At 73.4% G+C, this 20,829-nt stretch carries 18 protein-coding genes; 10 read left to right on the forward strand and 8 right to left on the reverse strand.

Translation table 11 applies throughout. The features are described from left to right. Nucleotides 1-216 precede the first annotated feature (216 nt). A complete protein-coding gene (locus tag KA217_03810; protein MBP7711577.1) occupies nt 217-1,749 on the forward strand; it encodes an adenylate/guanylate cyclase domain-containing protein in 1,533 nt (510 codons plus the stop codon). Here KA217_03810 and KA217_03815 read toward each other — a convergent pair. Next, nucleotides 1,724-2,920: an MFS transporter gene (locus KA217_03815; protein ID MBP7711578.1), complete on the reverse strand. Its 1,197-nt coding sequence runs from the start codon at nt 2,918-2,920 to the stop codon at nt 1,724-1,726. The genes KA217_03810 and KA217_03815 overlap by 26 nt on opposite strands. Before the next feature lie 133 nt (nt 2,921-3,053). On the opposite strand from KA217_03815, the gene KA217_03820 reads away from it, so the two are divergent. Beyond that, nucleotides 3,054-4,538, forward strand: coding sequence for a deoxyribodipyrimidine photo-lyase (locus KA217_03820; protein MBP7711579.1), 1,485 nt, complete (start codon nt 3,054-3,056; stop codon nt 4,536-4,538). A 27-nt stretch (nt 4,539-4,565) separates the two neighbouring features. Here KA217_03820 and KA217_03825 read toward each other — a convergent pair whose 3' ends face one another. Genes KA217_03825 through wecB form a run of 3 tightly spaced genes read right to left on the reverse strand, consistent with a single transcriptional unit; the run spans nt 4,566 to nt 6,796 of the window. Next, nucleotides 4,566-5,372, reverse strand: a complete 807-nt coding sequence (locus tag KA217_03825; protein MBP7711580.1) for a trypsin-like peptidase domain-containing protein — start codon at nt 5,370-5,372, stop codon at nt 4,566-4,568. Beyond that, on the reverse strand, nt 5,369-5,584 hold the full coding sequence (locus tag KA217_03830; protein MBP7711581.1) for a ribbon-helix-helix protein, CopG family: 216 nt from the start codon (nt 5,582-5,584) through the stop codon (nt 5,369-5,371). The genes KA217_03825 and KA217_03830 overlap by 4 nt, the downstream gene beginning before the upstream one ends. 24 nt (nt 5,585-5,608) lie before the next feature. Further along, the gene (gene wecB / locus KA217_03835) at nt 5,609-6,796 is read right to left on the reverse strand and encodes a UDP-N-acetylglucosamine 2-epimerase (non-hydrolyzing) (protein ID MBP7711582.1); all 1,188 of its coding nucleotides are present in this window, start codon (nt 6,794-6,796) and stop codon (nt 5,609-5,611) included. Between the two features lie 225 nt (nt 6,797-7,021). Between wecB and rfbB the strand changes: the two genes are divergently transcribed. The 6 genes from rfbB (at nt 7,022) to KA217_03865 (ending at nt 13,738) form a co-directional block, all read left to right on the forward strand. Then, nucleotides 7,022-8,089, forward strand: coding sequence for a dTDP-glucose 4,6-dehydratase (gene rfbB / locus KA217_03840; protein ID MBP7711583.1), 1,068 nt, complete (start codon nt 7,022-7,024; stop codon nt 8,087-8,089). A gap of 25 nt (nt 8,090-8,114) precedes the next feature. After that, a complete protein-coding gene (gene rfbA, locus KA217_03845; protein MBP7711584.1) occupies nt 8,115-8,990 on the forward strand; it encodes a glucose-1-phosphate thymidylyltransferase RfbA in 876 nt (291 codons plus the stop codon). A 1-nt stretch (nt 8,991) separates the two neighbouring features. Beyond that, nucleotides 8,992-9,555, forward strand: coding sequence for a dTDP-4-dehydrorhamnose 3,5-epimerase (gene rfbC / locus KA217_03850; protein ID MBP7711585.1), 564 nt, complete (start codon nt 8,992-8,994; stop codon nt 9,553-9,555). Further along, nucleotides 9,552-11,129 carry an acyl-CoA ligase (AMP-forming), exosortase A system-associated gene (locus KA217_03855; protein MBP7711586.1) on the forward strand — a complete coding sequence of 526 codons (1,578 nt, stop codon included), beginning with the start codon at nt 9,552-9,554 and terminating at the stop codon, nt 11,127-11,129. The genes rfbC and KA217_03855 overlap by 4 nt, the downstream gene beginning before the upstream one ends. Next, a complete protein-coding gene (locus KA217_03860) occupies nt 11,126-12,358 on the forward strand; it encodes a pyridoxal-dependent decarboxylase, exosortase A system-associated (GenBank protein ID MBP7711587.1) in 1,233 nt (410 codons plus the stop codon). Before KA217_03855 ends, KA217_03860 begins: the two co-directional genes overlap by 4 nt. Before the next feature lie 222 nt (nt 12,359-12,580). After that, nucleotides 12,581-13,738, forward strand: coding sequence for a helix-turn-helix transcriptional regulator (locus KA217_03865; protein ID MBP7711588.1), 1,158 nt, complete (start codon nt 12,581-12,583; stop codon nt 13,736-13,738). 35 nt (nt 13,739-13,773) lie between these two features. On the opposite strand, the gene KA217_03870 is transcribed toward KA217_03865, so the two are convergent. Next, nucleotides 13,774-14,550: an arylesterase gene (locus tag KA217_03870; protein MBP7711589.1), complete on the reverse strand. Its 777-nt coding sequence runs from the start codon at nt 14,548-14,550 to the stop codon at nt 13,774-13,776. Between the two features lie 70 nt (nt 14,551-14,620). Here KA217_03870 and KA217_03875 point away from each other — a divergent pair, with 70 nt between their 5' ends. Then, entirely contained in the window at nt 14,621-15,346 is a 726-nt protein-coding gene (locus KA217_03875; GenBank protein ID MBP7711590.1) for an ATP-binding cassette domain-containing protein, read from the forward strand. A 5-nt stretch (nt 15,347-15,351) separates the two neighbouring features. After that, nucleotides 15,352-17,847: an FtsX-like permease family protein gene (locus KA217_03880; protein MBP7711591.1), complete on the forward strand. Its 2,496-nt coding sequence runs from the start codon at nt 15,352-15,354 to the stop codon at nt 17,845-17,847. Between the two features lie 54 nt (nt 17,848-17,901). Here the strand turns inward: KA217_03880 and KA217_03885 are convergent, their stop codons facing one another. The 3 genes from KA217_03885 to KA217_03895 form a co-directional block, all read right to left on the reverse strand. After that, a complete protein-coding gene (locus KA217_03885; protein MBP7711592.1) occupies nt 17,902-18,411 on the reverse strand; it encodes a hypothetical protein in 510 nt (169 codons plus the stop codon). After that, on the reverse strand, nt 18,408-19,496 hold the full coding sequence (locus KA217_03890; GenBank protein ID MBP7711593.1) for an AI-2E family transporter: 1,089 nt from the start codon (nt 19,494-19,496) through the stop codon (nt 18,408-18,410). The genes KA217_03885 and KA217_03890 overlap by 4 nt, the downstream gene beginning before the upstream one ends. Before the next feature lie 80 nt (nt 19,497-19,576). Continuing rightward, nucleotides 19,577-20,656 carry a M23 family metallopeptidase gene (locus KA217_03895; protein ID MBP7711594.1) on the reverse strand — a complete coding sequence of 360 codons (1,080 nt, stop codon included), beginning with the start codon at nt 20,654-20,656 and terminating at the stop codon, nt 19,577-19,579. Nucleotides 20,657-20,829 lie beyond the last annotated feature (173 nt).

Raw genomic sequence — 20,829 nt, forward strand, 5'->3', positions numbered from 1 at the left:
CCCTCCCTCTCGTGGCGGGACAATCCTGCAGCTGTGTGGCAACCCCCAATAGCGGCGGGCACGGAACGTGCCTTTAAGCTGCGGGCGCTTCGGGATTTGCGTGCCGGGCCGCTAAGGGAGTCGCGCCCCTGCGGTGCCGCGTGGGCCAGGGGGCGCTATCCTTGCGCGCCCGACTCGCGCGCCCGACCCCCGCCCCGAGAGCAGCCGGCCGACCCCTTGACCACCGCGACCCGCACCGTCCTCTTCACCGACGTCGCCGACTACACGGCGCAGGTCTCCGGCACCGATCGCGAGGGCCTGCGGCGCCTGCTCGAGCAGCACGAGGCGATGGTCGGTCCCCTCGTGGCGCGCTACCACGGACGCATCGCCAAGAACATCGGAGACTCGTTCCTCTGCGTCTTCGGGGCGGCGACCGACGCCCTGCGTGCCGCCTCCGAGATCCTGGAGGCGAGCGGCAGCGAGGGCTACCCGCGCGTGCGCATCGCGCTCAACACCGGGGACGTGGAGGAGATCGACGACGACGCCTTCGGCGCCACGGTCAACCTGGCCGCCCGGATCCTGGGCGCGACCCCGGCCGGCGAGTGCTGGTTCGGCCTCGGCACCCGGGTCTGCATGAACGAGGCGGAGGTCGCCTGGGAAGAGGCCGGCCGGTTCCGCCTGAAGGGCATCCCCGGCGAGGAGCCCTGCTACCGGGTGGTCCCGCCCGAGCGCGCCTGGCTACCGCTGCCGGTGGCCTCCGCGGCCCGTGCCGGACGGCTGGTGCGGGTGCGGCCCGACGACCGGCCCGAGTCGGTCGCCGCCAACGCCGTGATCCTGCTGGAGGGCTTCGTTCCCGGCTCCTCCTACCTCGCCGAGGCCGTCGCCAGCCTGCCCGTGCTGGAACCCTCGTCGTTCTATCTGGCAGCCTGGCGGCTCTCCCCGAGCGACCGCCAGGGGTGGACCCACGCGGGGCGCGGCCTCGTCGTGGGCACGCCGGGGGCGATCGACAGTGCCGTGCGCGAGGTCGAGCTCGAGACGAGGGCCACCCCGCGCCTGGAGGACTCCTCGACGATGTTCCTGGACCTGCGTCGGCGGGTCGACCTGCAGCTCCTCGTGTGCGGTCTCGGCCTGCCCGCCGTCCCCGTCGCCGAGGTCGTCTCCGGGTACACGTTCGACCTGCTGGCGGACGGCAGCTGGGTCACCCGCTCGGACCACGCGGTGCTGCGGGTGGACGTCCGGGACACCGGGGTGGCCGTGCGTGCGCTCGCCGTGGGGGTCTCCGCCGACGGCAGGCTGCTCGCCTCCGGGGAGGAAGTGGTGCTGCGCGACGGGTCGGTCATCCGCGGCCCGGCGGGCGAGGTCACCTTTCGAGCGACGGAGGGCGGCTACGCGGGCGTGCTGCTCGCCGACACCCAGCAGTGGCTCGGGCTCCTGGAGGGGCAGACGGCCGAGGTCGGCCGCAAGCCGAGCCCACCGGGGCTCGCCTTCCCCAACCGCGACAGCCCCGAGAACCTGCGCTGGCTCTCCGGCCCGAGGGCGGCCCGCGCCCAGGCGAGCCAGTTCACCCTCGACCGCTACCTGAGTGGACGCCGCCAGGCGGCCGTCCAGCTCTCCGGGAACACCATCCGGCTGGTCCCGCTCCACCCCGAGTGCCCGACCTACGTCCTGCGGCGCGACGGCCTGCACCTCGTCGAGGAGCCGGTCCAGGTCTGCGTGGGCGACATGGTCGTCGCGGGCACCACCGTCATCGGGCTGCGGGCACCGGAATAGGCGCAGGCTCCTCGAGCCAGCGCGCCACGATCCCGAAGCTCGCCGCGGCCATGACTGCGGCCCCGAGGAACACCACCTCCGGCCCGAAGGGGTCCCAGGCGTAGCCCGCGAGCAGGGCCCCGAGCGCACCGCCAGCACCGAAGCTCGTGCTGCTGTAGAGCGCCTGGCCGCGCCCGTGGTGGCGGCCCGCGAAGAAACGGTGCACGAACTGCACCGCCACCGCGTGGAACACGCCGAACGAGGCGGCGTGCAGGACCTGGGCGGCCACCAGGACCCCCACCCGCTCCGGCCAGAGCCCGATGAGCAGCCAGCGCACCGCGGTGAGCGCGAGCGCGGCCAGGAACATCGGGCGCAGGCGGAAGCGCGCGAGCAGCCGGTGCATGACGACGAAGAGCAGCACCTCCGCGGTGACGCCGATCGCCCAGAGCTCGCCGATGCCGGCACGGCTGTAGCCGTGCGCCTCGAGATGGATCGAGAAGAACGCGTAGTAGGGGCCGTGGCTCATCTGGGCCAGGAAACAGGCCGTCAGCAGGGCGATGACGGGACGCCGGCGCAGCACCCGGCCGATGGGCTCGTGGGTGAGCGGGAGGTGGCCCAGCGTGCGCTCGGGGACCAGCAGGGTGCTGACCCAGATCCCGCCCATCAGGACGAGCACGACGGCGGGCAGGATGCCTGCGCCGTGGCGGTCCAGCACCCCGCCCAGTCCGGCCACGGACAGGACGAAGCCGACCGACCCCCAGACGCGGATGTGGGTGTAGCGGTGCACGCCTTCGCGCAGGTGGCTGAAGGTGATGGCCTCGAGCTGCGGCAGCACGGCGTTCCAGAAGAAGCTGAACACCGTCAGCACGAGGGCGAGCCAGGCGTAGCCGGATCCGAGGAAGACCCCAGCGAAACTGAGCGCGGCCAGCGCCGAGGCCAGCCGCACGACCGCCATGGGCTCCCCGCGGCGCTCGGCGACCCAGCCCCAGACGTTCGGCGCGACCACCTTGGTCCCGGTGAGGATGGCCGTCAGCTCGCCGATCGCCCCGGGGCCGTAGCCGAGCGAGGCCAGGTACAGCCCCCAGTAGGGGACGAGGGCGCCCAGGCTCGCGAAGTAGACGAGGTAGAAGCTGGAGAGGCGCCAGTAGGGGACGCCGGGGACGGCATCGGGGTGCGAGCTGGTCGGGGACACGGGCGGGAGCGCGCTCGCTTCGAGACTTTACCGGTGGAAGAATACCCCGGCCCAAGTATACGCAGACACCGCCGCCCGGCCACGCCGGCGGCGCCTGAGCGGCGACGCCCCCCTCACCGCGGACTGACTGGCCATGTCCACCGCAATCCTCTGGCTGCACGGCGACCTGCGCCTGGCGGACAACCCCGCCCTCGCGAAGGCGCTGGCCGCGCACGACCGCGTGCTCCCCGTCTTCTTCGCCCCCCCGGGGGAAGCCGTCCCCTGGGCCCCGGGGGCGGCGAGCCGCTGGTGGCTGCACCACAGCCTGACCGCGCTCGACAAGGCGCTCCGGGGGCTCGGGTCGCGCCTCCTCGTGCGCCGGGGACCGGTCGCCCAAGGCCTGCCGGAGCTCGCCCGGGAGACCGGCGCCCAGGCCGTCTACTGGAACCGGCGCTACGAGCCCGGGCAGCTCGCCACGGAGCGCGCCGTCGAGGGCGCGCTCGCCGGCGCGGGTGTTGCCTGGGAGAGCACCCAGGGGTCCCTGCTGGTGGAGCCTGCCGCGCTGCGCACGGCGGCCGGCGACCCGTACCGGGTGTTCACCCCCTTCTGGCGCGCCGCCCAGAAGGTCCTGCGCCCGGAGCCGCCCCTGCCGGCGCCGCAGGCCCTGCCGCCCGTCTCCGGGACCGTCGTCTCGGACGGGGTCCCGGCCCTCGAGCTGCTGCCGCGCGAGCCCTGGGACGCGGGGCTCGCCGCCGCCTGGCGGCCCGGCGAGGCCGGCGCCCTCGCCCGCCTGGAGGCCTTCCTCGAAGGCCCCGTCACCCGCTACAAGGACAGGCGTGACTACCCGCCCGAGCCGGCCACCTCCCGCCTCTCGCCGCACCTGCACTTCGGGGAGGTGAGCCCCCGCCAGGTCGCCTGGGCCCTGCGCACAGGGGGCGAGCCGCCCCCGGCCCCGGCCGGGCTCGGCAGGGAGACACCCGGCCCCTGGTCCGGCAGCGAGACCGGCGCCGAGGCGTTCCTGCGCCAGCTCGGCTGGCGGGAGTTCGCGCACCACGTCCTCTACCACTTTCCCCACACCACCGACGCCCCCCTCGACCGCCGCTTCGAGACCTTTCCGTGGCGGCGCGGCTACGACCGCCTCCTCGCAGCCTGGCAGCGGGGGCAGACCGGGGTCCCACTCATCGACGCGGGGATGCGGGAGCTCTGGACCACCGGCTGGATGCACAACCGCGTGCGCATGGTGGTCGCCTCGTTCCTCGCGAAGAACCTGCGCATCCCCTGGCTCGAGGGGGCCCGCTGGTTCTGGGACACGCTGGTCGACGCGGATCTCGCCAACAACACCCTCGGCTGGCAGTGGGCCTCGGGGAGCGGGGCCGACGCCGCACCCTACTTCCGCGTCTTCAACCCCGTGCTCCAGGGCGAGCGCTTCGACCCCTCGGGGGCCTACGTCCGGCGCTGGCTGCCCGAGCTCGCGCGGCTGCCGGACCGCTGGCTGCACCAACCCTGGGAGGCCCCGCCCGCAGTGCGGACCGGGGCGGGCGTGCGTCTGGGCGAGGACTACCCCCTCCCCGCCGTGGACCTCCGGGAGAGCCGCGAGGAGGCCCTCGCGGCCTACCGGGCGGTGACCGACGCCCGGTAGCGGGGACAGCGGGGACGCCTCCCCGGGCTACTCGCCGCCCAGCCCGGCCTTTTGCAGCAGCGCGGCGGCGAACTTCGCCGGGATGGCGTAGGTGATGCCACTCGGCTCCTTCAGCAGGTTCTCCTTGCTCTCCTTCACGAACACCTTGTTGATGACGCCGATGACGACGCCGGTGTCGGGGTGGTAGAGGGGGCTGCCACTGTTGCCGGGGTAGGCGGTGGCGTCGAGCTGAAAGACCTCGTAGGGCGCGGTGAGGCGCTGGACCATCTTGGGGTCCAGCGTCCGGGCGCTGAGCTGCGGGGTGGCGATCGGCGTGACCGCCGAGACGATGCCCTGGTGCGTCACCGGGCGCATCCCCAGCACGATGCCGAGGGGGAAGCCGGTGAAGGCGTAGCGCTCGCCCTCGCGCACGCGATCGGAGTCGCCGAGCCGCAGGGTGGGCAGCGCCGTGCCCTTGAAGGAGAGCAGCGCCAGGTCGTGCTCGGGGTCGGTCGCGATGACGGTCGCCTCCCGCACCCCCTCGCGCTCGCCGGCGCCGGTCAGCACCGCGAGAAACTCCTTGCGCTCCCGGTCGATGGAAGGCGGGATGACGTGGGCGTTGGTCACGGCGTAGCGCCCGTTCCCCACCACGAAGCCGGTGCCGTTGAACTGACCTGCGGGCCGGCGGGTCAGCTGGACCGTCCCGATCCCGAGGATGCTCGGCTTGACCCGGGCGACGGTCTCCGGAAGCCCCGCCCACGCCGGCAGGGCCAGGACGAGGAGGAAGAGGACCGGTACGAGGGCCCGCGGCGTGCGGCCGGCGGCCCCGCCCGGTCGCCCGCTAGCGCCGCTCACCCCGCCAGGTGGCGCTTGATGACGTCGATGTCCACCACCCGGTCGTCCAGGCGCTCGGGGCGCTCGAGGGCGAGCTGGATCTCCTTCAACGACTCCAGGTAACGCTCGACAGCCTCGCGGACGAGGTCGGAGCGGGCCCGCCCCAGCTCGTTCGCCGTGCGGTCGAGTTCCGCGATCAGCTCGTCCGGAATACGTGCAGTGATGTACGGCATTGCGACCCCCAACCCACTTCGAGCTCAGGGCTTGCGCCCGAGCTGCCCGCCCGCCGGCGGGCGCTGCGATCCCTTCGCCTCCCGGCCCCCGGACGCCCCGGGGGCGGCCCGGCCCTCAAGCTCCCAGAGGACCTTCACGATCCGTTCCGCGGCGCGGCCGTCCCACAGCTCCGGACGCCGCCCCGCCCTGCCCTGTCCGTCGATCACCCGGTTGGCCTCGGCCAGGATCCGCTCCGGGTTCTGACCCGCGAGGACGTTGGTGCCCTCGGTCACCGTGATGGGACGCTCGGTGTTCTCCCGGGCGGTGACGCAGGGCACGCCGAGCGCGGTGGTCTCCTCCTGGATCCCGCCCGAGTCGGTCACCACCACACGAGCATTGTCCATGCACTTTAGAAAGTCCAGGTAACCCAGCGGATCCACTAGCTTCAGGTCCCGGAAACCCCGCAGCGTCCGGTCCAGCCGGAACTCCGCGAGCTTCGCCCGGGTGCGGGGATGGATGGGGAACACCACCGGCATGCGCGCCGAGAGCGCCCCCAGGACCTCGAGCAGCCCGGCAAGGGTGTCCCGGTCGTCCACGTTCGAGGGGCGGTGCAGCGTCACCAACACGTAGTTCCGCGGGCTGAGGCCGAGCTCCTCGAGGACCTGACTGCGGCTCGCCTTCTCCCGGTGCTTCAGGAGCGAGTCGATCATCACGTTCCCGACGAAGAAGACCCGCTCCTCCGGGATCCCCTCGCGGCGCAGGTTCTCCAGCGCCGAGCGCTCGGTGGTGAAGAGGTAGTCCGCGATCTGGTCGGTCAGGACCCGGTTGACCTCCTCGGGCATGGTCCGGTCGTAGGAGCGCAGCCCCGCCTCGACGTGCACGAGCTTCACGTTCATCTTCACCGCGACGAGGCCGCAGGCGATGGTCGAGTTGACGTCACCGACCACCAGCACCAGGTCGGGCTTGATCGTCTGCATCTCCCGCTCGAAGGCGATCATGACCTTGCCGGTCTGCTCGCCGTGGCCCCCGGACCCGACGCCGAGGTAGACGTCCGGCTTCGGCAGACCCAGGTGGTCGAAGAAGAGCTGGGACATCTTGTGGTCGTAGTGCTGCCCGGTGTGCAGCACCAGGGGCTCGATGCCCGGCTGGGCGCGCATGGCGTCCCAGAGCGGCGCGACCTTCATGAAGTTCGGACGCGCGCCGACGACGTTGATGATCTTGAGGGTGGACATGGGCTGCACTCGGGAGTGGTGTCCCCGGCCCCGGGGCTGGCGGGGCTCTGGCCAGGACAGCGGCGGGTCCGGCCGCTTCTAAAGCGGGTCTTCGGGGGGGCCGCTATCGGCGGCGAGGCGCAAAGCGACCGCATTGTACACGAGCCGGCGCGCCGGTAGTGTGGTGGGGAGGACACGCCGGCCGGAGCGGCGGCCGGCCGCGACCCCGTCCCGCAAGGAGTGGATATGACACCCGAGGGCTTCACCCTGCTCGTCACCGGCGGCGCCGGTTTCATCGGCTCCGAGGTCGTGCGCCAGCTCCTCGCCGAGACCGACTGGACGGTGGTCAACGTCGACAAGCTCACCTACGCCGGCAACCTGGAGTCGCTCGAGGTCGTCGCGGGCCACCCGCGCTACCGGTTCGAGCAGGTGGACATCTGCGAGGCGCCCGCGGTGCGCGGACTCTTCGAGCGCCATCGCCCGGGCGCGGTGATGCACCTCGCGGCCGAGAGCCACGTGGACCGGTCGATCGACGGCCCGGCGGAGTTCGTGCAGACCAACGTGTGGGGCACCTACACCCTGCTGCAGGAGGCCCTGCGCCACTGGCGGACGCTCCCGGCGGAGCGGCGCGCCGCCTTCCGCTTCCACCACGTCTCCACCGACGAGGTCTACGGCTCGCTCGGGCCGACCGGCCGGTTCACCGAGGAGACCCCCTACGCCCCCAATTCCCCCTACTCCGCGAGCAAGGCGTCGTCGGACCACCTGGTGCGGGCGTGGTTCCACACCTACGGGCTGCCGGTGGTCACCAGCAACTGCTCCAACAACTACGGCCCGTTCCAGTTCCCCGAGAAGCTGATCCCACTGGTCACGCTGAACGCGCTGGAGGGCAAGCCCCTGCCCGTCTACGGCAAGGGCGACAACGTGCGCGACTGGCTCTACGTGGGCGACCACGCGCGCGCCCTGCGCAGCGTCCTGACGGCCGGCACCCCGGGCGAGACCTACAACGTGGGCGGCAACAACGAGCGGACCAACCTGGAGGTCGTGCGGCAGATCTGCGCGGTCCTCGACGAGCTCCTGCCCGACTCCCCCCACCGCCCCCACGAGCGGCTGGTCACGTTCGTCACCGACCGGCCGGGGCACGACCAGCGCTATGCCATCGACGCGTCGAAGATCGCGCGCGAGCTGGGCTGGACGCCTGCGGAATCGTTCGAGTCCGGCCTGCGCAAGACCGTGCGGTGGTACCTGGAGAACCCGCGGTGGTGGCGGCGCGTGCAGGACGGAAGCTATCAGCGCGAGCGGCTCGGCCTCCTGTAGCGGCAATCGAAACCGAGGGCACACGATGAAGGGCATCATCCTCGCCGGCGGCAGCGGCACGCGGCTCTATCCCCTGACCCAGGTCGTCAGCAAGCAGCTGCTCCCGGTCTACGACAAGCCGATGGTCTACTACCCCCTGTCCACGCTGATGCTGGCGGGGATCCGGGAGATCCTCGTCATCTCGACGCCCCAGGACCTGCCGCGCTTCCGGGAGCTGCTGGGCAGCGGCGCCCGGTGGGGGCTCGACCTCACCTACGCCGAGCAGCCCCGCCCCGGGGGCCTCGCCGAGGCCTTCCTCATCGGCGCGCCCTTCATCGGTCGGGACACCGTCTCGCTGGTGCTGGGCGACAACATCTTCTACGGCCACCGCATGGCGACCCTCCTGCAGCAGGCAGCCGCGGACCCCGGGGGGGCGACCGTGTTCGGCTACTACGTCCGGGACCCCGAGCGCTACGGCGTCGTCGCCTTCGACGCGAGCGGGCGCCCGAGTCAGATCGTGGAGAAACCGCGCGTGGCGCCGTCCAACATCGCGGTCACCGGCCTCTACTTCTACGACAACGAGGTCGTGGAGATCGCGCGCGGTCTCGCGCCCTCGCCCCGGGGCGAGCTCGAGATCACCGACGTCAACGCCCACTACCTGTCCCGCGGCCGCCTGCGGGTGGAGATGCTCGGCCGCGGCACGGCCTGGCTCGACACCGGCACCCACGAGTCGCTGCTCAAGGCAGGCCAGTTCGTGCAGCTGCTGGAGGAGCGCCAGGGCCTGAAGGTCGCCTGCCCCGAGGAGATCGCCTGGCGCATGGGCTACATCGACGACGCACAGCTCGAGGCCCTCGCCGCCCCGCTCGCGAAGAGCGGCTACGGCGACTACCTTCTGGAGACGCTGCGCCGCGGGGGTCTGTAGGATGAAGGTCGAACACACCGCGCTGCCCGGCGTGCTGATCCTGGAGCCGAAGGTCTTCGGTGACGCGCGCGGCTTCTTCATGGAGACCTGGAACCGCAGCCGCTACGCCGAGGCGGGCCTGCCCGGGGATTTCGTGCAGGACAACGTGTCGTACTCCCGGCACGGGGTGCTGCGCGGCCTGCACTATCAGCACCCCCGCGCCCAGGGCAAGCTCGTCCACGTCCTCGAGGGCGAGGTGTTCGATGTGGCGGTCGACGTGCGCGTGGGCTCGCCCACCTTCGGGCGCTGGGTCGGGGCGGCGCTATCGGCGCAGAACCGGCGCCAGCTCTGGATCCCCCCGGGCTTCGCCCACGGCTTCTGCGTCACCGGCGAGACCGCCCTCTTCTGCTACAAGTGCACGGAGCTCTACGCCCCCGAGCACGAGGGCTCCATCTTCTGGAACGACCCCGCGATCGGCATCGCCTGGCCGCTCGAGCACCCCACGCTCTCGGCGAAGGACGCCACCGCGCCGCCCCTGGCCGCGGTGAGCCCTGCCCGCCTGCCGACCCTGACGGGAGACCGCTGACCGTGCTGCTGCACCACTTCATCCGGGACCAGGCCACGCGGCGCCCCGAGGCCGCCGCCCTGCGCCAGAGGCAGGAGACGATCTCCTACGGGGAACTGCAGACGAGGGTCGAGGCCTTCGCCGCCGGCCTGCTCGCCCGCGGCCTCGGCCCGTCCGAGCGCGTGGCGGTCTACCTCCCCAAGCGCGCCGAGACGGTGGTGGCGCTCTTCGGCGCCGCGGCGGCCGGCGGCGTCCTGGTGCCCGTCAACCCGCTGCTCAAACCGGCCCAGGTCGCCTACATCCTGAAGGACTGCAACGTCCGGGTGCTGGTCACCTCCGGCGACCGCCTGACCCTCCTCGCCGACGACCTGCGCGAGTGCCACGATCTGCACACGGTCGCGCTCGTGGACGGCGCTCCCGCGGGGCCCCTCGCGCACCTGCAAGTCCTCCCCTGGGAGGGCCTCGCGCGGGGCGAGCCGGGCACGCGGCCCCACCGGCGGATCGACATGGACATGGTGTCGATCCTCTACACCTCCGGCAGCACCGGGCGCCCGAAGGGCGTGGTGCTCTCCCACCGCAACATGGTCGCCGGGGCCCGCAGCGTCGCCGAGTACCTGGAGAACGTCCCCGAGGACCGGCTGCTCGCCGTGCTCCCCTTCAGCTTCGACTACGGCTTCAGCCAGCTCACCACTGCCTTTTCCGTAGGCGCGAGCGTGTCCCTCATGGACTACCTGCTCCCGCGCGACGTGGTGAAGGCGGTGGCGCGCGACCGCATCACCGGGCTCGCAGCGGTGCCGCCCCTCTGGGTGCAGCTCGCCCCGCTCGACTGGCCCGCCGAGGCGGTGGAGAGCCTGCGCTACCTCACCAACTCGGGCGGCGCGATGCCGACCCAGGTCACCGCGCGCCTGCGCCGGTCCCTGCCCCGCACGCGGGTGTTCCTGATGTACGGTCTGACCGAGGCCTTCCGCTCCACCTACCTCCCCCCCGAGGAGCTCGACCGGCGCCCCGAGTCCATGGGGCGCGCCATCCCCAACGCCGAGATCCTCGTGGTGCGCGAGGACGGCTCCCCCTGCGCCCCCGGGGAGCCGGGCGAGCTGGTGCACCGCGGCTCGCTGGTGGCCATGGGGTACTGGAACGACCCCGAGCGCACCGCCGAGCGCTTCAAGCCCGCACCGGGCCGGCCCCCCGAGGTGCCACTCACCGAGATGGCGGTCTGGTCGGGCGACACGGTGCGAACGGACGAGGACGGCTTCCTCTATTTCGTCGGGCGGCGGGACGAGATGATCAAGACCTCCGGCTATCGCGTGAGCCCCACCGAGGTCGAGGAGGTCCTCTACGGGAGCGGACTCGTCGCCGAGGCGGCGGCGCTCGGCCTGCCGCACCCGACGCTCGGCCAGGGGATCGTCGCCGTGGTCAAGCCGCGCGACCCCGCCTTCGACCCGGAGGCCCTGCTCGCGGCCTGCAAGCGCGAGCTGCCGAACTTCATGGTCCCGCTGCAGGTCGTGACCCTGGACACCCTGCCCCGCAACCCCAACGGCAAGGTGGACCGTCGGGCCCTCGTGGAGGGCCTGCGCAGCCTGTGGGAGGAGAGATGAGCGAGCGCCCCACCCACGCCCCCCTCGGGCACTTTCCGGTGGTCGACGACTGCCTGGTGATCGGCGGCGTGCCGCTGCCGCTCCTCGCCCGGCGCGTCGGCCAGACTCCCTTCTACGCCTATGACCGCCGGCTGCTGAGCGCGCGCGTGCGCCTGCTGCGCGACCTGCTGCCCGGGGAGGTGAGCCTGCACTACGCGGTCAAGGCGAACCCCATGCCGGCGGTGGTCCAGCACCTGGCCCGCGCCGTGGACGGGCTGGACGTGGCCTCGCTCGGCGAGCTGCGCACCGCGCTGGACACCGGGATGAGCCCCGAGGACATCAGCTTCGCCGGTCCCGGCAAGAGCGACCAGGAGCTCGCCGCGGCCGTCGCCTCGGGGATCACCATCAATCTCGAGAGCGAGGGCGAGATGGAGCGCGCCGCCCGCATCGGCGCCGGCTTCGGGGTGCGCCCCCGGGTGGCGGTGCGCGTCAACCCGGACTTCGAGCTGAAGTCCTCGGGGATGAAGATGGGCGGCGGCCCGAAGGCCTTCGGGGTGGACGCGGAGCGGGTGCCCGCGATGCTGGACCGGATGCGGTCGCTCGCGGTGGACTTCCAGGGCTTCCACGTCTTCTCCGGCTCCCAGAACCTGCGCCCCGAGGCCATCGTCGAGGCCCAGACCCGCACCTTCGAGCTCGTCCTGCGCCTCGCGGCGCACGCGCCGGGCCCGGTGCGCCTGCTCAACATCGGCGGCGGCTTCGGCATCCCCTACTTCCCCGGCGACCGCCCGCTCGACCTGGGCCCGGTGGCCGAGAACCTGCGGGCGCGCCTGCCGGAGGTGCTCTCGCGCCTGCCCCACGCGGAGGTGGTGATCGAGCTCGGGCGCTACCTCGTGGGCGAGGCCGGCGTGTACGTGTGCGAGGTCCTGGACCGCAAGGTCTCCCGGGGTCAGCTCTACCTGGTCACCAACGGCGGGTTGCACCACCACCTGGCCGCCTCCGGCAACTTCGGCCAGGTGATCCGCAAGAACTACCCCGTCGCCGTGGGCACCCGGATGCACGGCGGCGAGCGCGAGGTCGCGACCGTCGTCGGCCCCCTCTGCACCCCGCTGGACGTCCTGGCCGAGAAGACGGAGATGGCCCGGGCGGAGGTCGGCGACCTCGTCGTCGTCTTCCAGTCCGGCGCCTACGGCCTCAGCGCGAGTCCCCAGGCGTTTCTCGGCCACCCGGCGGCGGTGGAGGTTCTGGTGTGAGGAAACGGGCCCGTTCCCGGCCTCGGTGGCCCCTTCGCAGACACCCCACCTAGGTCAAACTGCTTAATTTATTGTTTTCAGTAAATATCTTGTATTACCCACCATTGGCGCAGGGGTTTCTCTGCGCTAGGCTTACGCAACATTCGTATCGCCGGACGGGCGGCCCCTGCAGCCGGCACAAGGGCGCAGGGGGAAGAAAATAAGAACCGGATGGGGGGAAACGTGCCTCAGGGGCGCGACGAGGTCTTGCTGCTTCTGCAGTGCCTGTGCGACGCGGCGCTGGACGACGTCATCTGGGGACGGTTCCTCGAGGCGCTGTGCCGGAGCACCGGCAGCGTCGAGGCCGACCTCTTCGTCGTCGACCCGCTCGCGAACCGCTACACCAGCTGCATCGTCTGCGACCTGGAGCGCGGCTGGATCGGCCAGTGCGACCCCGAGCCCGGTGAGGAGCCGGTCTGGACGCAGGTCGAGACCGTGCCGGCGACCGGGACGGACGTCCCCCTGCCGCCTCCCCTTCTCGAGCCGAACGCCTGCCCCATCGGGGTCTCCGTGGCGCTCGGCTCGGCGTCCCCCGATCCCCGCCTGTCGGTCACCGAGCTGTGGCAGTACGACGACCGGCAGGCCTTCCTCGCCCTTCGCCGGCGGACCGACGGGACGTTCCGGGGCGGCGAGGAGCAGAGCCTGGAGGCGGTCCTGCCGTTCCTGCGCCGGGCCTTCCTCGTCGCCTACCGGCTGGAGAGCGGCGAGCGCCGCAACGCGATGCTCCTGCGCGCGGTGGAGCACGGGACCACGGGCGTGGTGCTGCTCGAGGCGCGTGGCCAGATCGTGTACACGAACGGCGCCGCACGGGAGATCCTGACCCAGGGGGACGGCCTCTTGCGCAACGGCTCGCGCCTGCGAGCCCTGCGCGATTCCGACGACGAAGCGCTCCAGGCCCTCCTCCGCAGCGCCATCGGGCCGGCCCCGGGCCCCCAGCGCGCGAGCGGGGGGGTCATCTCCGTGCCCCGCCCGTCGGGCAAGACGCCCTATTCGGTGGTCGCCGTGCCCGTACACCTGCGGCCGGCCGTCCTGCGCCGCGACGAGGCCGTCGCTACCGTGTTCATCTCCGACCCGATGACGCTCTGCGAGGTCAACGGCCCCCACATCCGCCAGCTCTACCACCTGACCCCGCGGGAGGTCAGGCTCGCGGTCCTGCTCGCGGGCGGCACCACCGTGGCCGATGCCGCCCGGGCCCTCGGCATCGCCGAGAAGACCGCGCGCATCCACCTCCAGGGGCTGTTCCGCAAGACCGGCACCCGGCGCCAGGTGGACCTGGTCCGCCTGCTCCTCGCCAGTCCCGGGCCGGCCCGGACGACGGACGCCGGGGCGGCGAGAGGCTGACGGGACCCCGACCGCCGCCCGCGCGGGGTCACCCGTCAGGGGGCGGTGGCCGGCTGCGCGGAGAGGGGCGCCACCGGCATCCCGGACCTCTCGAGCACGGGCACCAGCCGGGGCCAGACGTTCTCCAGCAGGCGCGGCTGGGCCTCGGCGCGAGGGTGGATGCCGTCCTCCAGCATGAGCTCGGGGTCCCCCCCCACCCCTTCGAGCAGGAAGGGCACCAGGGGCACGCCTTCGCGCTCCGCGAGCTCCTCGAAGACCCGGCGGAACCGCTCGCCGTACACCGGCCCGTAATTGGGGGGCAACCGGATGCCCACCAGGAGGACCCGGGCCCCCGCGGCGCGGGCCTCCCGGACCATGCTCTCGAGGTTGCGCCCGGTCTCCTCGACGGCGATGCCGCGCAGCCCGTCGTTGCCCCCCAGTTCGATCAGGACGAGCGCCGGACGGTGGCGCTCCAGCGCCGCCCCCAGCCGGGCGCGCCCCCCCCGCGTGGTGTCCCCGCTGATGCTGGCGTTGACGACGCGATGGGGCCAGCCCTCACGCGCGAGCCGGGCCTGCAGCAGGGCGACCCAGCCCTGGCGGGTGTCCATGCCGTAGGCCGCGCTCAGACTGTCGCCGAGGACGAGGACGACCGGCGCGGGGCCGGCGGACCCGGGCTGGGCAAGACCCAGCAGGAGGGTCAGGAGGAGCCAGCGCGGCCCGACGGACCCCTGCGGGCCCGGGGACCCACGCAGCCAAGCGGAACCAAACAGCCCCGCGGAACCACGCAGCCAAGCGGAACCGCGGGACTGGCGACCGTCACCCGACACTTTCATGACGGCGCAGGGTAGCCTCTCCCGCGGGGTTGTGGAACCTTGGGCGCCGCCGGGATTCCAAGAGGGCACCATGGAACGTCCTTCCGAACCACCGATCCTCCGCGCCGAGGGCCTCGGCAAGCGCGTCACGAGCCCCGAAGGGACGCTCGAGATCCTGGCCGGGGCCGAGCTGTCGGTGGCCGCCGGCGAGTCCCTGGCGGTCGTCGGGGAATCCGGCTCTGGCAAGTCGACCCTGCTCTCGCTCCTCGCCGGCCTGGACCTCCCCACCGCCGGGCGTGTCTGGCTCGACGGCACCGACCTCACCACCCTGGACGAGGACGGGCGTGCCCGCCTGCGCGGCCGGCTGGTGGGCTTCGTGTTCCAGTCCTTCCAGCTCGTCCCGAGCCTCACGGCCCTGGAGAACGTGATGCTGCCGCTCGAGCTCGCGGGCCGGGACGACCCGCGCCCCGCCGCGCTCGAGAGCCTCGCCCGGGTGGGCCTCGCCGCGCGGGTCCGCCACTACCCGAGCCAGCTCTCGGGTGGCGAGCAGCAGCGGGTCGCCCTGGCCCGGGCGTTTTCCACCCGCCCGCGTCTGCTCTTCGCCGACGAGCCCACCGGCAACCTGGACCGCCGCACCGGGGAGCGCGTGAGCGAGCTGCTGTTCCGCCTGAACGAGGAGCACGCGACGACCCTGGTCCTGGTCACCCACGACCCGGGGCTCGCCGGGCACTGCGGGCGCACCCTGCGCCTCGAGGGCGGAAGGCTGCACGCCGAGCCGGGCTGGCCCCCGGGGGCCGCCGCGCGGCCGGGGGTCTGAGGCCGGTGGCCACGGCGGGCCCCACCCTCGCCTGGCGCTGGCTGCGCCGGGAATGGCGCGGCGGCGAGCTGCCCCTGCTCGCCCTCGCCGTGACCCTCGCGGTGGCGAGCGTGTCCGCCGTCGGGTTCTTCGCCGACCGCGTGCACCGGGCAATGAGCCTGCGGGCGACCGAGCTCCTCGCCGCCGACGTAGTCCTGGTGTCCCCCGCGGCGATCCCCGAGGAGCGGCGAAGCGCCGCGCGGGAACGGGGCCTGGCCATCGCCGAGACACTGACCTTCCCGAGCATGGTCTCCACCGGGGACCGGCTGCAGCTCGCCGAGGTGAAGGCCGTCGGCCCCGGGTACCCCCTGCGGGGCGAACTGCGGGTCGCGCCCGCCCCGTTCGCGCCGGACACCCCGCGTGCCGCCGGCCCGGAGCCCGGCACCGTCTGGGTGGACGCCCGGCTCGCGACCGCCCTCGGCGTGGGTCCCGGGGACCGGCTCCAGATCGGGGCGGTCGAGCGGCCCGTCGCGGCCATCCTCTCCTACGAGCCGGACCGCCCCGGCGACCTCTTCACCCTGGGCCCGCGCCTGATGATGCACCGGGATGACGTGCCCGCCACCGCCCTGGTGCAGCCGGGCAGCCGGGTGACGCACCGGCTCCTGGTCGCGGGCTCCGAGGCGGGCATCGCGAGCTTCCGTGGGGCCCTCGCGGGGCGCCTCACCCGGGGCGAGAGCCTGCAGGGCGTGCGTGACACCCGCCCGGAGCTGCGCGTGGCGCTGGACCGCGCCGAGCGCTTCCTCGGGCTCGCCGCGCTCGTGAGCGCCCTGCTCGCCGGGGTCGCGGTCGCGCTCGCCGCCCGGCGCTACGCCGAGCGCCACCTGGACACCGCGGCCATCCTGCGCTGCCTCGGCGCCACCCAGGCCCGGGTGACGGGGCTCTTCGCCACCCAGCTCCTGCTGGTCGGAGTCATCGCCGCGACCGCAGGCGTCGCCATCGGCTACCTCGCCCAGGCCGGTCTCGCCGCGCTGCTGGCCGAGGCCTATCCCGGCCCGTTGCCGCTGCCCTCGCCCTACCCCGCCCTGGCCGGCGCCGCCACCGGGCTGGTCACCCTCGCCGGCTTCGCGCTGCCCCCGCTGCTGCGCCTGCGCGAGGTGCCGCCCCTGCGTGTGCTCCGGCGCGACCTCGCCCCGCTCCCCGCCCGGGCGCGCGCGGTCTACGGCTCGGCCCTCCTCACCCTCGGCGCCCTGGTGCTCTGGCAGGCGGCGGACGCGAGGCTCGCCGCCTACGCCCTCGCGGCCGCCGGGGCCACCGTCGTGGTCCTGGTGGCGGCGGCGTACGCCCTGGTGACCGCGCTCCGGCCCCTGCGCGGACGGGTCGGCGTCTCCTGGCGCTTCGGGCTCGCGCGCATCGCACGCCGCCCGGGTCAGAGCGTGGTGCAGGTCGCGGCGTTCGGACTTGGCCTGATGGTCCTCCTGCTCCTCACCCTCGTGCGGGGCGAGCTGATCGAGGGGTGGCGGGACCGCCTGCCCCCGGACACCCCCAACTACTTCCTCATCAACGTCCAGCCCGACGAGGTCGCCGGGGTGCGCGCGTTCCTCTCCGGCCACGGCATCGCCGAGCCCGCCCTCTACCCCATGGTCCGGGGGCGGCTCGCCGCCGTCGACGGACGGCCCGTGTCGGCCGAGGACTACGAGGGGGCCCGGGCCAAGCGGCTGGTGGAGCGCGAGTTCAACCTCTCCGGCGCGAGCCGGCCCCAGGACGACAACCGGATCGTCGCGGGGAGCTGGTGGGAGCCGGGGGAAACGACGCGCCCGCAGTTCTCGGTCGAGGAGGGGCTCGCCGCCACCCTGGGGATCACGCTCGGCTCGCGGCTCCGGTTCCAGGTCGCGGGGCAGGATATCGAGGCCCCGGTCACCAGCCTACGCACCGTGCAGTGGGACTCCTTCCGCGTGAACTTCTTCGTGGTCGCCCCGCCGGGGGTGCTGGACGGCTTCCCGGCCACCTACGTGACGAGCTTCCACCTCCCGCCCGAGCGGCCCGAGGTCCTCTCGGAGCTGGTGCGCGCCTTCCCGAGCGTCACCGTGCTCGACGTGGAGGCCATCCTCTCGCGCGTGCGCCACATCCTGGAGCGGGCGGCACTGGCGGTGCAGTACGTCTTCCTCTTCGCGCTCCTCGCCGGGGTCACGGTGCTCGCGGCCGCCGTCCAGTCGACGCTCGACGAGCGCCGCTTCGAGTCCGCGGTGCTGCGCACCCTCGGCGCCGACCGCCGGCGCCTCCTCGCCGGGCTGCTCGCAGAGTTCGCGACCCTCGGCGCCCTCGCGGGCCTGCTGGCATCGGCCGCGGCAGCGGTCACCGGCGTCGTCCTGGCCCGCGCCGTCTTCGACCTGGACTACGTCCCCGGTCCCGGCGTGTGGTTTTCCGGCGTGGGCGCGGGCGTCGTCGGGGTCGCCCTGGCGGGCTATCTGGGCACCCGGCGGGTCCTGTCCCACCCGCCGGTGGAGAGCCTGCGGGCGGGTTAGAGCGGGGCAATCAGCACGCCAGGGTGCGGGGGACGGGCGAGCCCCGCCTGCCCCTCAGCGGGTCGGGCGCAGCATGTCGAAGTTCAACTGCTGCTGGGCGTCCTCCATCTGGAACTGCTGGAGCTGGCGCAGGCTGGCCCCCGGCGGCAGTCCGATGGCTTGCTCCCGCTGGCGCAGGCGCAGCACGTCGGCCTGCTGACGCTGTTGCAGTCGCTGCAGGTCCCAGGCCTCCTGCTCGAAGCGCTGGGGCAGCATCGGGGCCGGGGGGGCCACGGGGGGGCCCGGCTCCGCCACCGGCGGCGCTGGCCGGTCGGTCCAGCCGGGGCGGAGCTGGGGCCGGCTCTCCAGCCACTCCTGGTGGTAGCGTTCCTGGAGGGACTGCGCCCTCTCGAGGTCCTCGCGGCTCAGCCGGCTGCGGTAGCGGTCCTGGTCGAGGCGCAGGCGCGCCTCCGCGCCGGGGTCCGGCGCCGGCAGCTGCTCGGGTCCTGGACCCTGGGCCCGCGCAACGGCCACCCAGAGGGCGGCGGCTACCGCCAGCCCCCCCAGGGCGTGACCGCCGCTCACGGGACCTCCGCCGGCACGGCGGAGACCTGGGCCCGGTAGCGTTCCAGGAGCACCAGCAGCAGCGCGATCAGCAGCGGGCCGAGCACCAGCCCGAACAGCCCGAAGGCGAGCAGCCCTCCCAGGGCGCCCATCATCATGAGCGGCAGCGGCAGCCCCGTGCGCCCGCTCATCAGCATCGGCCGCAGCACGTTGTCGACGCCACCCACCACCACGACGCTCCATACGGCGAGGATCACCCCCTGGGTCGTCTCCCCGGTCAGCAGCAGGTAGGCGACCGCTGGGACCCAGACGAGGGCGGTGCCCACCACCGGGATGAAGGCGCTCACGATGGTCAGCGCCCCGAAGAGGACGGGCGACGGCAGCCCGGTGAACCAGAAGGCGGCGCCGGCAAGGATGCCCTGAACGGCGGCCGTGACCACCACCCCGACCGCCACCGCGGACACCATCCCGGCGACGGTCTCGCGCAGGGTCTCGCGCGTCCCTTCGCCCACGCGCACACCGGACCAGAACATGCGCTCGGCGGCGGGGCCGTCGCGGTAGACGAAGAACAGGACCACCAGCACCAGGAACCACTGGAAGAGGAACCCGAAGAGGTTGGCCGCAGTGGAGGTGAGCCCCCCCAGCAGCAGGCCGACCACCGCGCGCGCCGCGGCGAGCGATCGCTCCCGCAGGTCGATCCCGGCCGCCGCAGCCATCTCGCTCAGGCGCTCCACCCAGTCCCGGACGGTGGGGTGGGCCAGCACCGCGTCGACGCGGGGGAGCTTCCCCTCGGCGGTGGCCGAGCGCAGGAACTGCTCGGCCTGCAGCAACTCCTGCAGGAGCAGCGCCACGAGCGCGACGACCGGCACCACGATGATGGCGAAGACGGCGAGCGTCATCACCGCCGAGGCGAGCCCGTCCCGCCCCCGCAGGAGCCCGCGCAGACGCAGGTAGACGGGGTAGGTGACGATCGCGAGCACCGTGGCCCAACCGATGGCCGGCAGGAACGGCTCGAGGACCCGGAAGAGCAGGTAGAGCGCCCCGGCGAGGGCCGCGAAGGCCGTCAGCGTCACCATGAGCCTGCGATCGATCAGCCTGCGGTACATCGGCCCCCTCCCGCGGCTGGCGGCCGCTTGTGGTCATCGACCGAGAGGTGCTGGGGGGAGCGCGCCCCCGCCCGCCCCTCTCACCTCACCTCGAGCTCCCGGTGCAGGTCGAGAACGGTCGCCTCGCGCCCCTCGTGGGTGCGCGTGAGCCGGTATTCCCCCCGGTAGACGCCGGGGGGCCAGGCGCCGCCCCTCAGTGGCTTGCCGGCGAAGCTGAACCAGCGTGCCTTGTTGCCGGGAACGCTCGCGCGCTTGTCCGCCAGCACCGAGCCGTCGGGCGCGAGCAGCCGAAGCTGTTCCCGGTCGCCGCGCTGGGCCCCGAAGACCTCGACCCAGAACACCAGCGCCCCGGCGTCCCGAGGCAGGACCGCCCCGGCATAGCGCCCCTCCTGGGCCGTGCGCGCGTCGGGCTTGTCCGGGGAGAAACCGGCCACGAGCAGGCCCGTCTCCCGGTACCCGAGGGCCTCCAGGGCCGCAGGGGCCCAGAGGGGCGACTCGCCCAGCCGGCAGCCCGCGGCCTCGCCGAGGCCGACGAACGGGTCCACGGGCCGGCCCTCGTGGCGCACCGCGAACTCCAGGTGCGGGAACTCGGTGTTCCCGGACAGCCCGATGAGGCCGAGGCGCTGCCCCTTGCGCACGATGTCCCCCGGCTTGACCGCCACGCTACCCCGGAGCAGGTGGCTGTACTGGGTCTCCCACCCCCTTTCGTGGGTCACGGCCACCGAGTTGCCGGCGCCCCGGCCCTTGACCGTCTCCGGCCCCGCCTCGCGGACGTCCACGTCGGGCATGCCGTCGCGCACCGCCCGCACCCGGCCCGGCGCGGCGGCGAGCACGGGCACCCCCCGCCGCATCTCCACCAGGCTCGGCACGCGGATGTCGGTGCCGGTGTGGCCGTCGTAGCTGAGCGTCCCACAGCGGTAGTCACGCCAGCCGCCCCCAGGGTCGTGGTCGAAGTAGTTCTGGACGAAACAGGTCGTGCCGGCGCAATCCACCGGCAGCTCGAAGCGCGGCGCCGCCTCGGCGCGCGCGGCGTTGGGCCAGAGGCCCGCAGGCAGGAGGCCGGCGCAGAGCGCGGCGAGGACGAGCCCGCGCCGCAGGGGGCTCCGCCCCGGGGAGCCTGGGGGGACCCGGAACGGTGAGTGGAACCGGTGCACCACCACAGCCCTGACCCTCTCCGATGGACCGCTCTCCCTGCCATCCTCCCCGATGCGGCCCCCGCTGGCAAATCCACCCCCTCCGGGCCCGCGAGCTGGTTGATCCGGGTCTGCGCCCACCTCTACAACCAGCCCGGGGACTACGCGCGCCTGCTCGAGGCCCTGCACGGTCCCGAGGG

Source organism: Gammaproteobacteria bacterium, from assembly GCA_017999615.1.
Taxonomy (GTDB): domain Bacteria; phylum Pseudomonadota; class Gammaproteobacteria; order JAABTG01; family JAABTG01; genus JAGNLM01.

Bases quoted from the DNA above. Each gene is read 5' to 3' on its own strand.
- KA217_03875 (MBP7711590.1), top strand. From the start codon at position 14,621: ATGGAACGTCCTTCCGAACCACCGATCCTCCGCGCCGAGGGCCTCGGC.
- KA217_03820 (MBP7711579.1), top strand. From the start codon at position 3,054: ATGTCCACCGCAATCCTCTGGCTGCACGGCGACCTGCGCCTGGCGGAC.
- KA217_03830 (MBP7711581.1), bottom strand. From the start codon at position 5,584: ATGCCGTACATCACTGCACGTATTCCGGACGAGCTGATCGCGGAACTC.
- KA217_03860 (MBP7711587.1), top strand. From the start codon at position 11,126: ATGAGCGAGCGCCCCACCCACGCCCCCCTCGGGCACTTTCCGGTGGTC.
- wecB (MBP7711582.1), bottom strand. From the start codon at position 6,796: ATGTCCACCCTCAAGATCATCAACGTCGTCGGCGCGCGTCCGAACTTC.
- KA217_03870 (MBP7711589.1), bottom strand. From the start codon at position 14,550: ATGAAAGTGTCGGGTGACGGTCGCCAGTCCCGCGGTTCCGCTTGGCTG.
- rfbA (MBP7711584.1), top strand. From the start codon at position 8,115: ATGAAGGGCATCATCCTCGCCGGCGGCAGCGGCACGCGGCTCTATCCC.
- rfbB (MBP7711583.1), top strand. From the start codon at position 7,022: ATGACACCCGAGGGCTTCACCCTGCTCGTCACCGGCGGCGCCGGTTTC.
- rfbC (MBP7711585.1), top strand. From the start codon at position 8,992: ATGAAGGTCGAACACACCGCGCTGCCCGGCGTGCTGATCCTGGAGCCG.
- KA217_03890 (MBP7711593.1), bottom strand. From the start codon at position 19,496: ATGTACCGCAGGCTGATCGATCGCAGGCTCATGGTGACGCTGACGGCC.